Origin of the sequence: Glutamicibacter sp. 363, from assembly GCF_052379505.1 — a bacterium.
In the GTDB taxonomy this organism is placed as follows: domain Bacteria; phylum Actinomycetota; class Actinomycetes; order Actinomycetales; family Micrococcaceae; genus Glutamicibacter.
In genome coordinates, this window is the sequence record NZ_JBQSYR010000009.1 from 87,624 (window position 1) to 98,734 (window position 11,111).

The 11,111-nt window shown below is 61.2% G+C and carries 11 protein-coding genes; 4 read left to right on the plus strand and 7 right to left on the minus strand.

All coding sequences use genetic code 11. From position 1 onward, the window contains the following. The first annotated feature begins 9 nt into the window (after positions 1–9). Positions 10–420 carry a 4-carboxymuconolactone decarboxylase gene (pcaC, locus tag ACT3UA_RS07250; RefSeq protein WP_096285469.1) on the plus strand — a complete coding sequence of 137 codons (411 nt, stop codon included), beginning with the start codon at positions 10–12 and terminating at the stop codon, positions 418–420. Between the two features lie 83 nt (positions 421–503). Here the strand turns inward: pcaC and ACT3UA_RS07255 are convergent, their stop codons facing one another. Beyond that, entirely contained in the window at positions 504–944 is a 441-nt protein-coding gene (locus tag ACT3UA_RS07255) for an acyl-CoA thioesterase (RefSeq protein ID WP_255248404.1), read from the minus strand. Positions 945–994: 50 nt separating this feature from the next. After that, the gene (locus ACT3UA_RS07260) at positions 995–2,119 is read right to left on the minus strand and encodes a hypothetical protein (RefSeq protein WP_096285474.1); all 1,125 of its coding nucleotides are present in this window, start codon (positions 2,117–2,119) and stop codon (positions 995–997) included. A 180-nt stretch (positions 2,120–2,299) separates the two neighbouring features. On the opposite strand from ACT3UA_RS07260, the gene ACT3UA_RS07265 reads away from it, so the two are divergent. Then, positions 2,300–4,147, plus strand: a complete 1,848-nt coding sequence (locus ACT3UA_RS07265; RefSeq protein ID WP_444615761.1) for a calcineurin-like phosphoesterase C-terminal domain-containing protein — start codon at positions 2,300–2,302, stop codon at positions 4,145–4,147. Positions 4,148–4,291: 144 nt separating this feature from the next. Next, on the plus strand, positions 4,292–5,266 hold the full coding sequence (locus ACT3UA_RS07270; RefSeq protein WP_096285478.1) for a D-2-hydroxyacid dehydrogenase family protein: 975 nt from the start codon (positions 4,292–4,294) through the stop codon (positions 5,264–5,266). On the opposite strand, the gene ACT3UA_RS07275 is transcribed toward ACT3UA_RS07270, so the two are convergent. Then, complete coding sequence (locus ACT3UA_RS07275; RefSeq protein ID WP_444615763.1) at positions 5,232–5,948, minus strand: phosphatase PAP2 family protein; 717 nt, start codon at positions 5,946–5,948, stop codon at positions 5,232–5,234. The genes ACT3UA_RS07270 and ACT3UA_RS07275 overlap by 35 nt on opposite strands. A gap of 64 nt (positions 5,949–6,012) precedes the next feature. On the opposite strand from ACT3UA_RS07275, the gene ACT3UA_RS07280 reads away from it, so the two are divergent. Beyond that, positions 6,013–6,471, plus strand: a complete 459-nt coding sequence (locus ACT3UA_RS07280; protein ID WP_444615765.1) for a 23S rRNA (pseudouridine(1915)-N(3))-methyltransferase RlmH — start codon at positions 6,013–6,015, stop codon at positions 6,469–6,471. A 194-nt stretch (positions 6,472–6,665) separates the two neighbouring features. Here ACT3UA_RS07280 and ACT3UA_RS07285 read toward each other — a convergent pair whose 3' ends face one another. From ACT3UA_RS07285 to ACT3UA_RS07300, 4 genes are all read right to left on the minus strand, one after another. Then, positions 6,666–7,961 carry a sodium/glutamate symporter gene (locus ACT3UA_RS07285; RefSeq protein ID WP_444615767.1) on the minus strand — a complete coding sequence of 432 codons (1,296 nt, stop codon included), beginning with the start codon at positions 7,959–7,961 and terminating at the stop codon, positions 6,666–6,668. 7 nt (positions 7,962–7,968) lie between these two features. Then, positions 7,969–8,907 carry a formimidoylglutamase gene (hutG, locus tag ACT3UA_RS07290; protein WP_096285486.1) on the minus strand — a complete coding sequence of 313 codons (939 nt, stop codon included), beginning with the start codon at positions 8,905–8,907 and terminating at the stop codon, positions 7,969–7,971. Positions 8,908–9,734: 827 nt separating this feature from the next. Beyond that, positions 9,735–10,373, minus strand: coding sequence for a hypothetical protein (locus ACT3UA_RS07295; RefSeq protein ID WP_096285490.1), 639 nt, complete (start codon positions 10,371–10,373; stop codon positions 9,735–9,737). A gap of 48 nt (positions 10,374–10,421) precedes the next feature. After that, positions 10,422–10,712 (minus strand): hypothetical protein, encoded by a 291-nt coding sequence (locus tag ACT3UA_RS07300; protein WP_096285492.1) that lies wholly within the window; start codon positions 10,710–10,712, stop codon positions 10,422–10,424. Positions 10,713–11,111: the final 399 nt, after the last annotated feature.

Here is an 11,111-nt window from a genome sequence, read left to right on the forward strand (position 1 = left end):
GCCGCTGATATGCCTGATTCACAACGACTGCCCGGCGATGCCTACGACGCGGGAATGGAGGTTCGCCGCGAAGTACTCGGCAACGAGCACGTGGACCGCTCCACCCAGAATTCGAACGAGTTCACCGACGAATTCCAGGAAATGATCACCCGCTACGCCTGGGGCACCATCTGGACCCGTGACGGCCTGCCGCGCACCACGCGCAGCGCCATCACGCTGACCGCCATGATTGCCGGCGGTTACTGGGAAGAGCTTGAAATGCATGTGCATGCCGCCCTGCGCAACGGAATGACTTCCGAGGAAATCAAGGAAGTCTTCCTGCAGTGCGCCATCTACTGTTCGGTCCCGGCAGCGAATGTCGCGTTCAAGATTGGCAAGAAGGTCTTGGATGAGTACGCCGCGCAGGACCCCGCAAAGTAGCGGTTCGCGCCAACACCGGCCAGTGGCCCCAAGAGAATCAGTAGATTCACTTGGGGCCACTGCTCATTTACGCTGGGTAGGGCTTAGGCGTGCGAGTCAATCACTGAGTTTTCAAGCCAAACCCGTTCGAATTCGCTCAGGGCCCTGGAGGACTTGCCATCCGCGGCCAAAGGCACCATCACCGTTGTCGAGTCGAAGACCGGATGACCCTCCTGATAGCCGATCCCGCGTACGCTGAAGGATTTGGTCCCGATGCGGGTAATCCCCATGCGGATCAGCATTTCCGGCTGGTAGTAGAGCGGGCGCAGGTAGTCGACCTGGATCGAGGCGACGACCGTGCCGAATTCGAAGCGGCCGGTTTTGCCGTCTTCACGAGTCCAGCGAATGCGTGCCTCTTCCATCAGCGTGACGATGCGGGCATTGTTCACATGCCCCAATGCGTCCTGATCCGACCAGCGCAATTGCAGCAGGATCTCGGTAGCAGCGGCCAGGTTTTCGGATTTCGCTTCAGTCATAGCTTCCATTGCACCAGATTTCCGGCCGTTCAGCTGCGCCCGTGACCTGCTCATGAATTCTATTGTCCCGTCGTGCAAACCCAACGGCGCGCCTCGCTGTTTGCATCCAGGCAGCTCCAATTCACGGGTTCCGCATAGAATCTGATTTCATCGGTGAACCAATAGGTCTTATCCGGGTCCCATCCGGCGATCGCGCTGGCGAAATTTTCGTCTACTTCAAGGCATTCTCCGGCAAGGCCCAGATATCCGGCCACGCTCAGATGCACGCCGTCGTAGTGCTGCGCGACCAGCGACCAGTCGGGCATCACCCAGGAGCCGTCGCGGCCGGTGGTTCGATACCAGTCGTGGCGTTTGCCCGCGGTGACCTCGATGCCGTATTTGCGGCACAGCCGAACCCAATCGGCACCATGAGAGAGCTCCAGGATCCGCGCCGAGGGCGGCACGCTCGCCGCTCGGGTCACCGCTTGTTCCCAGCCGAAACCGTCTTCGACGCAGCTCAAGCCCACAGGCTGTCTGTCGGCGAAAATTCCGCTGGTGGCCACGAGGTTCATGCTGGGCATGGACCACCAATCGCCGCTGAGGTTTGCGCTGGCCGGTGTCGGCTCTTCGGCGGCAGAACGCTCCTCGGTCAAGATCAGCAGTTCCTTCCAGCGCTTGAGTTCGTTGGCCACGCTGCAGTCTGCGAGTGTCACCGAAGCGCTGGGATCTAGTTGATCAAATTCCACGTGAAACTGTGAGCGCAGATCAACGGGCGCACACCACCATTGCGCATTGCCGGAGTCCGCAATGTGTCCAGCGATTCGTTGCAGCGGCTCCGCGAGCACCGGCGCGGCCAACAGCGTGTCTTCGCCATCCGGTTCCTGCCAGTATCTGGCAGCATCGACTGAGCGTTCCAGCGCCGCCTTCAGGAGCATGTCGGTCACCGCAACTAGCTCGGTGGCATTCAAGAGTTCGGCAAGCTCTTCCAAACCGACTTTGATCCCGCGTCCCACCTCGGCTCCCGGCCCGAACATGACCACGGAATCACCGCGGCATGCTTCTACCTGATAAGCGGCATGGAACATTCCCGAACGCAGCGGATGCTCATCAAAGGCAGGCAGCGTCTGCTCTTCGCCGGCCAGCGCAAATTCCCACAGCAGGCGTCGCCCGCGCCGTCCGGCCAGCAGGGCATGCGCTAAATCCACTTCTGACTCCTAGTATTCGACGCATGAACACGTTAAATAAGCCCAAGACACCGAGTTAGTTTTAACGAGATCGATTATTCGAGATTACCTCAGCAGGGCTTGCTATTTACCTCCGGCTGGCAACGTTGGCTCTGGCCGGCCAAAGGTCCGGCAGATGGTCACCACCCCGGAGGAACGTTCGTGAAATCATTCGCTCGACCCGGCAAAACCAATCGCATCACCCCCGTACGACTCACCGCAGGCGCTCTGGTCGTCGTTGCAACCTCGGTTGCCCTTACCGCAGCGAATTCCTCCCCTATTCCTGAACCGGCTAATACATCCGGCGCCACCTGGGAATCCAGCGCCTACCGCGGCACCGTCGAAACGATTCCCACCCCCACCCAAGACCAGGCTGTAACCCCGAACACCATCAATGGTGTGGTGTTCGAGGACAGCAACCAAAACTCCAAGCATGACTCCAACGAGCCGGGCAGGCCAGGGGTCGCCGTCTCCAACGGACGCGAGGTGACCACCACGGACGGCCAGGGACGCTACGAATTGCCGTCCTTCGAGAATATGACCATGTTCGTCACCCAACCGCGCGGCTACCAGGTGCCGGTTGATGAAAACAACGTCGCCCAGTTCTCCTACACCCACCTTTCGGAAGGTTCACCGGAGTTGAAATACGGCGGAATCGAGCCCACCGGCCCGCTGCCGCAAGCCGTCAACTTCCCGCTGACCCGCAGCTCCGCCACCCAGTCCCCGGAGCAGAGCTGCCTCATCGGCGCGGACGTGCAGACCTACGACCAGGAAGAAGTTGAATTCGCCCGCAACGGCGTCTTCACCGATCTGGCCGAGCGCACCGATTACACCGGATGCGGGGCGCTGTTCATTGGCGACTTGGTCGAAGATGACCTGTCCTTGTTCGCACAGACCCGAGAGCTGACCTCCATGCTCAACGGGCCGGCACGCTTCCTTCCGGGCAACCACGACATGGACTTTGACGCCCTGGACGGCGAGCACGAATTCGACAGCTACCGCGCCCAATTCGGTCCGGAGTACTACTCCTATGACGCTGGCAAGGCGCACGTGGTCGCGCTGAGCACCATCGCGTACCCCACGAAAGTTCCCGCCAAGAAGAGCGACTACACCTATGATCTGGGCGAGCGGCAGCTCCAATGGCTGCGCGCGGATATCGCCAAGGTTCCCAAGAACAAGGCCATCGTGCTGGCCGGGCACAGCCCGCTGCTGGAATTCTTCTACAGCGATTCGCACACCACCAAGCAGGTCAAGGAAATCTACGAGATCCTTGAGGGCCGCGAAGTCGTGTCGCTGGGCGGGCACACCCACATGTCCGAGAACCTGCGTGCCGGGGATCTGCTGGACGGATGGCGTGACGAGGTTGGGGCGGAGGGACTGCCCTTCACCCACCTGACGGTCCCGGCGGTCTCCGGGCAGTGGTACGCGGGCCGAGTCACCGACAGCGGATACCCCACGTCCATTCAGCGTGATGGCACCCCTCCGGGTGTACTGACCCTCGATATCAAGAATGACGTCATCACCGAACGCTTCACCGTCACCGGCGGCGACGAGACCAAGCAGATGGCCTTGGGCCTGAACACCCCGGCCTACCGCGAATGGTACGCACAATACCTCGACCAGCCACGCGGCACGGTGGACCCACTTGAAAATCCCCTGTCCGTGAGCCGCGCCGAGCTCTCCGCAGAGACCTGGCTGACCACGAACTTCTGGATGGGCAGCACCGGTTCGAGCGTGGAGGTCACCCTGGATGGCGGAGAAGCTTCGCCGGCCACCCGCACCCAGCAGATGGCGGGGGAACGTCCACTGGTGGGCGCCGAATACTCCGATCCGGTGGCCATCGCCGAACAGTTCGTCCACGGTGGCGGGCTGGCCGAGAAGACCACCCACCTGTGGCGTCTTGAACTGCCCACGGGATTGCCGGTGGGAGAACACACCGCCGCGGTCACCGCTACCGATGTCCACGGCCGCTCCTTCACCGAGGAACTCACCTTCGAGGTCACCGAGTAGTCTGCAGCAGCTTCTGGTGGCGTCCGCATAATCCAATGCGGGCGCCACCTTCTTTGTGTCTTCGCCTGCCCCGCCGGTCCCGCGCGGCCGACTCATTGGCTCAAAGCTGCGGTGCCAAAGCCCGCCCACGCATATGATGAAGGCATGCGCATTGCTATCTTGGACGACTATCAGAACGCGGCTCGCGACTTCGCGGAATTCGACGAGCTCGCGGCCGAGCTGAACGCCGAATTGACCGTATTCAACGAGCACCTAGGCCACGAGGACAGCGCCGTCTGCACGGCTTTGGAACCCTTTGATGCCATCGTGGCGATGCGCGAGCGCACACCCTTCACCGATGCCCGCTTCCAGCGGCTGCCCAACCTGAAGCTGCTGGTTTCCACCGGCCGGCGCAATGGATCGATCGACCTGGATGCTGCCGCGGCGCACGATGTTCTCGTTACCCATACCGGGTACGTTCCGACCGACGCGGTGGAGCACACCTGGGCGCTGATTCTCGCCGCCGCCCGCCGGCTCGACGTGGAGCTGTTCTCCACCGACTCGCCGCGCACCGAATCCGCGCCCTGGCAGTCGTCCTTCGGCATCGGGCTGGCCGGCAAAACCCTGGGCGTGTACGGCTTGGGGAATCTCGGCTCGCGGGTGGCCAAGGTCGGCTTGGCCTTCGGCATGCGGGTGATCGCCTACAGCCAGAATCTGACCAAGGCCCGGGCCACCGAGGTGGGCGTCGAGCTGGTCTCCGAAGCCGAGCTCTTCGCCACCAGCGACGTGCTCACCATCCACTTGAAGCTCTCCGCGCGCAGCACCGGGGTCGTCTCCGCCAAGCAGCTGTCCTGGATGAAGCCCGAAGCGATCTTGGTGAATACCTCGCGCAGCCGCATTGTAGAAACCCCGGCGCTGATCGCCGCCTTGGAGAACCAGCTGCTGCGGCTGGCGGCCGTGGACGTATTCGATGTGGAACCGTTGCCGGTGCTTGACCAGCTCACCCGCACGCGCGGGCTGATCGCCACCCCGCATATCGGCTACGTGACCGCCGAACAGTTCGAAATGTTCTACCGGGACTCGGTGGAGAACATCCGCGCCTGGGCTAAGGGTTCGCCGATCCGCGTGATGGGCGGCTAACCACCGGCCGGCGGGGCACGAAGTAGAAATGCAGGATCGCTACCACCGCAGCCCAGGCCGCCCCGATGAGCAGCCCCACCACCACGTCCGAAACCCAATGATGCCCGAGGTAGATGCGCGAGGCACCCATGGCGAGAATAAACAGTCCGGCCAGGATAGCGATCAGGTAGGCGTAGCGGCGCAGTCCGTAGACGATGGCCAGATAGCTGGCGATGCCGATCAACGCCATCGCGTTCAGCGTATGCCCGCTGGGAAACGAGAATGATTCGGGCGGCGCGGGTCCGCCTGGGATCCCTTGCGGGCGCGGCACCCGAAGATTCGCCTTCAGCAGCACCGTCAGCAGCACCGAGACCAGCGCCGTGAAGGCGACCGCCGCCAACGGCCAAACGCTGCGCGTGAACCAGCACAGCAGCCCGGTCAGCACCAGCATGATCAGCGTCATTCCCGGGGTGGAACCCCAGAAGTACAGCAGCTCGGCGAGGGACTGCCACGCGGGGACCTGATGCTCCAAGGCCCAGCGGTATGCCGGCTCATCCAAGTCTTTGGCCCAGCCTCCCACATGCAGCGAGACCAGCACCCGACGAGTGAAGTAGAACATGGCAACCACGAGGCCAAAGATGATCCACAGGATCTGCGTGCCGCGGGGCCGTTGGCCTTGACGGAAATACCAGGAAGATCTCATGACTTCCATCGTAGTGGCCAGCCGGGCACACCGGCGATGCCGGCTCATGCGGAAGAATAGTCACATGACGATCAAGGTTTTAGCCATTGGCAAGAAGCACGAGTCCTGGGTGGACGAGGGAATCTCCCGCTACGCAAAACGCCTGAAGAAGCCCTTCGATTTGTCCTGGCAGCTGCTGAACCATTCATCACGCGAGAACGACGCGGCACGCACCGAGGAATCGGCACGGATCCTGGCGAAGATCTCCGCCGATGACTTCGTGGTGCTCCTGGATGAACGCGGCAAGAACGTGGACTCCCCCACGCTGGCGGACACGCTTCGCGCTCCGATCGATTCCTCGCGCAATGTCGTCATCATCATCGGCGGCGCCTACGGAGTGGACACCTCGGTCCACCAGCGCGCGAACTTCGCCTGGTCGCTGTCCAAGCTGGTCTTCCCCCACCAGCTGGTGCGGCTGATCCTCACCGAACAGCTCTACCGCGCCCAAGACATCCTCGCCGGAGGCAAGTACCACCACGTATAAACCGGTGATAGTCCACGGGACCTAGAGTTGGAACACCTCTAGCTGGGGCAGCCCCAACGGTTGCCGCAAGATTCCGGGCGGCCAGCAGTCCCTGGGGCAAGACCGGGCAAAACCGGCAACGGAGATCGTTTTCTCGGGACGCAAAGACCGCAACCCGCCGGTCGGTGACCGGCGGGTTGGCTCCCCGGGCTCGGCTAGCCGACCAGGTTCATGCACCACACGATCCAGGGCAGCGCCACCATATCGATCAGCACGGCGCCGGCCAGCGGCACGATCAGGAACGCCCGCTCGGAGCGGACGCCGAACTTGGAGTTGAAGGCATCCATATTGGCCAGCGCGTTGGGTGCGGCGCCCATGCCGTGGCCGATGAAGCCGGCGACCATGGTGGCCGCGTCGTAGTCCTTGCCGAGCATCCGGAAGACCACCAAGACGGCGAACACCAGAATGAACAGCACCTGCACCACCAGGATGAGCAGCAGGGGGCCGGCCAGCGAGGCGAGCTCCCACATCTTCAGGCTCATCATCGCCAGGGTCAGGAAGAAACCGAGGGTGAACTTCGCGACCAGCTCGACCGCTTCGTCGCTGATCTTGAACCAGCCCAGCTTGTCATTGACGTTGCGGAAGATCACCGCAACAATCATCGCGCCCACATAGGCGGGAAGGGTCAGGCCGGTGATCTCCGAAAGCCAGCCGCCGAGCACCGTGCCGGCAACCATGAGTGCGGCAATGACCACCAGGACGGTCAGCAGCCGGTTGTATTGGAATCCTTCGCCCTGGGCGTTGGCGTCCTCGGTCCGCCGGTCGGTGGCCACCGCAGCCGCGCCATCCTTGCCTCCGGCGGCATTGGCACCGGTCACCATGTTCTTGGCCACGGCCCCGGCTACCGCCATCTTGCCCAGCAGTTCGGCCTTTTCGGGGATCTGCACGTTATGCCGAGCCACCAGGAAGCTGGCGGTCATGCCGCCGAGCATGCTGCCGGCCACCAGGCCGAAGGTTGCCGAGGCAATCGCCACCGTGGTCGCACCCTCGAAACCCATGGCCTCGGCGGTCGGGCCGAAGGCCGCGGCGTTGCCGTGCCCGCCCTCGAGGCCTACCGCCCCGGCCATGATGCCGAGCATCGGCTCGATACCGACGGCTTTGGCCATCCCTATCCCGATCACGTTCTGCATGATCGCCAGCGACCAGCAGGCCACCAGGTAGATGAGCAGCAGCTTGCCGCCCCTTTTGATGGTGGCCAGCGAACCGGCCAGGCCGATGGTCGTGAAGAACGCGACCATGGCGGGAGTCTGCAGCGTGGTATCGAGCTGGATCTGCGCGAGGTCGGTCTGACGCAGCGCTAGCACCAGCAGCGCGAACAAGAAGCCGCCGACCACGGGGGCCGGGATGCAGAAGCGCTGCAGGAAGCCAATCCTGCGCCGCGCCCATTCGCCGCCGGCCAGCAAGATCATTGCCAGAGCCGAGGTCTGCACCAGGTCAAGTTGTATATCCATATAGCTTTTAGCCTTTGCTCATGATGAGGTCGTGGACCAGGCGGGCACCGGTGCGGGCGGTGCGCTGGTCGATGTCGAAGTCGGGATTCAATTCGGCGATGTCCGCGTGAAGCAGCTTGCCGCTGGCCGCCGCCGCCAGCACGATGGCACGCACTACCTCCAGGCCTATGCCGTAGCCGGCCGGCGCGCTCACCCCCGGCGCCACGGACGCGGGCAAGGCGTCCAGATCGATGGTCAGGTACAGGTGGTCCACCGTGCCGGCGAAGCCGGTTACAAATTCCCGCACCGCGTCCAGATTGCCCAGATGGCATTCAGTGTCGAGCAGCACCTGCACACCGAGGTCCTGCGCGCGGTCGAAGAGCAGCTTGGTGTTGGACGCCTCGGAAATGCCCACCGCGGCGTAGCGGAATTGACGGCCTGCGGCCGCCTCGGCCGCGGCGATCTGCGCAAACCCGGTGCCCGAGGTAGCCGCCTGCGCGACGCGCAAATCGAAGTGCGCGTCGATATTCAGGCAGCCCAGGCTCCACGGACCGGCGGCACCCAGAGCCTTGGCGATGCCGGCATAGGACGCGAAGGTGATCTCGTGTCCGCCGCCCAGCCCCACGGTGAATTGGCCGTCGCGCAACAGGCCGGCCAGCGCTTCCGCGAATTCTTCCTGGCCCGCTTCAAGCTCTTGGCCTTCGACCACCACGTCGCCGGCGTCGAAGAGCGTGGCCGGTTCCTGGACAGAGATGGAAGACAACGCCGCGCGCAGCGCCGCGGGGCCGGTCTTGGCCCCGGTGCGGCCCTGGTTGCGGCGCACGCCCTCGTCGCTGGCGAAGCCCAGCAGCGCGGCACCGGCTCCCGCGCCTGCCTGCCACGGCTTGATGCTGTTGTGCCAGCGTGCGTTCTGCACCCCGGGACCGTCATCGCGTCCGGACCAGGGTCCGGCTCCATTCCAGGTCATCTTGTTCCTTCGCTCAGCTTGGCCGCGGGGTCGCGGATACGTTCGGTCAGTTCGGCTTTGCGGAGCTGCCTCTTTCATTCGGCTCGGCCCTTGCACTTGATCAGCAGCAAATTCTCGGCCAGAGAAAATTCTAGGGAACTAATTCGAACCGCCAATTTGCCTGCCTGTTGCCGGTGCCGAAGGCAGAACGACAGTTAAAGTGCCGAAACATGGGGGCAGCAGGGTGATGGGCACTACAAGGTGGAGCGATTCAGCTCTCATTCCAAGCACTCGAATGTGCCAAGAATCACCGATTTTTGGCCGGAATCGGCGGCCCGCAACACGGAAACCCGACAAAAGCTCAGCCGACCGCATTCTTTAACGTTCAAATATTCGATTGGATTCGACCGCTCGAAGCGGCTCGACGTGAGCCTCAAATTCGATGGCTAGGGCCAAACGAGTTGGCGCAGCAAGCCGCGTTTGCGACTGGGTGTCAGGTCAACCGCCGGCCGGGCAGCAGAGGATGGCAGAGCGAATAGCGCCCCTGGCAGCAGCGCAATTCAGTTCGGCTTTGGAGGCCGCAAGGCCTCGCTTAGTCGGTTCGCACCCCTAAGATCGAAGATCTGAGTGAGATTCTTTCCCGGTTCGGGCGAGACCCTCGCAGCCTTCCTCTGGGCGCTGGAGCGGCTCCAGCGGCACGACAGCTCTTTTCGCGAGCTGTCCAGGGCGGTTGGCCTGAGGACTAACGCTGCACTTAAGGCAGTCAAGGCAAAAGCCTGGAGCACCATGAGCATAGGTGTTCCAGGCTTTTGTTCAGTGGTAGGGAAGAAATTTTTACCCTAAGTGGTTTATAGGTATTCCCAAATAATGCCGCCGGCACAGCTGATCGCTCCCAACACACCAAGGCGACGAATGACGAACTTTGCAGCGTTTTTAGGAGTAGCTAGTTCTTGAAGGAACAGCTCAAAAGTTGCAGCACCATGCGAGCCAACACCCAGACAAGCGGTGATTATTCGCTTGACTTCAGGATGAAGCCAACCGGCTGGTTGGGCAATTGTGGAAGAAACAAGGTTTTGAGTATTGGAATAGGCAGGAGCGACTTCCTCAATGATCGTGCCTTTAGCGCTCAGGGTTACGATCCGTCCAGAATCGAAATAACGCATAGCTTTGACATTTACTCCGAAAGCCGGTTCGCCCGCGGCGATCCGCGACTTGTTGATAACCACGAGTGTTGCCGTATCAAATTCTTCCGTGATTCCGGGACCTAGATTATCGCCGAGCTTGCTAGCTTTCGGGGCCTCAATATTTGTCGTAGGGCAATCTTCGAACCGGTTTGAAGTCAGATCGAGCGCCACCGACTTGGGCTGCCCGACAGCGACTGAAGGTACGTTAGGGCTTTCAGCCGCAAGAGCACTGCTTGGTGCTGCTACTAGAAGAGTTCCTACGAGAACCCCCGAGCAAAGCATCACAACGCGCTTTTTAAACATCGACACACATTCTCCAAAATATAAACAAAAGGACGTTGCCTTATCTATTTACTGCTCGTCTTCGTTTCGCGCGGGCCCTTCTTTAGCACGCAGCAGTGAGCGTTCAGATACCACGGTAGAAAACAAGAGCAGTCCCGTTGCAAACATGCCGGGGATATATTTGGTGAAGTCTTTTGGTTGCACTTCTGCGAGCAACCATGACGTTACAAAAAAGACAGCTATCGCCAGAACTAGGGAAACTGAAAAGTAGATTACCCGTTTTTTCTTGTTTGCACCCTGCCAGATGGGCAATGTTCCATCATCTGCGTCATCCTTGGTTAGTCCAAAAAATTTCAGCATTTTTCTCCTGCGTTGCCTGTAGCCTAAACCGAGGGGTACCGTGCCCTCTAAGGGAAAGCTCACCGAACAGAAGACCTGCTTACTCCTGACGATTTGCTATATTGAGCATAGTCAATGCCGAAATACTTGTAAATCATACTTAAGTACGGGGTGTCGAAATTTTCAGAACGAACCGGACACCACAGAGATAAGTTGAGCCTAGAGACGGTGCTGAGTTGCTTAGCATCATCGGTAAACGAGAGCTAAATGCCTGCCCTACTGATTCAGGACGTGGCGCCACGCCTAAAGTGGAACCGAAGTTTCTTCGGTCCTGCTTTATTACTTCTCCCAACAGCGAAGAAACGCAACCTAATATGTCGAAGCTGAGCATGTGCGTCACGCTATGGGGCAGACAGAGTG

Coding starts and splice junctions, on each gene's coding strand:
- ACT3UA_RS07280 (WP_444615765.1), top strand. CDS start 6,013: ATGACGATCAAGGTTTTAGCCATTGGCAAGAAGCACGAGTCCTGGGTG.
- ACT3UA_RS07275 (WP_444615763.1), bottom strand. CDS start 5,948: ATGAGATCTTCCTGGTATTTCCGTCAAGGCCAACGGCCCCGCGGCACG.
- hutG (WP_096285486.1), bottom strand. CDS start 8,907: ATGACCTGGAATGGAGCCGGACCCTGGTCCGGACGCGATGACGGTCCC.
- ACT3UA_RS07255 (WP_255248404.1), bottom strand. CDS start 944: ATGGAAGCTATGACTGAAGCGAAATCCGAAAACCTGGCCGCTGCTACC.
- ACT3UA_RS07270 (WP_096285478.1), top strand. CDS start 4,292: ATGCGCATTGCTATCTTGGACGACTATCAGAACGCGGCTCGCGACTTC.
- ACT3UA_RS07300 (WP_096285492.1), bottom strand. CDS start 10,712: ATGCTGAAATTTTTTGGACTAACCAAGGATGACGCAGATGATGGAACA.
- ACT3UA_RS07285 (WP_444615767.1), bottom strand. CDS start 7,961: ATGGATATACAACTTGACCTGGTGCAGACCTCGGCTCTGGCAATGATC.
- pcaC (WP_096285469.1), top strand. CDS start 10: ATGCCTGATTCACAACGACTGCCCGGCGATGCCTACGACGCGGGAATG.
- ACT3UA_RS07295 (WP_096285490.1), bottom strand. CDS start 10,373: ATGTTTAAAAAGCGCGTTGTGATGCTTTGCTCGGGGGTTCTCGTAGGA.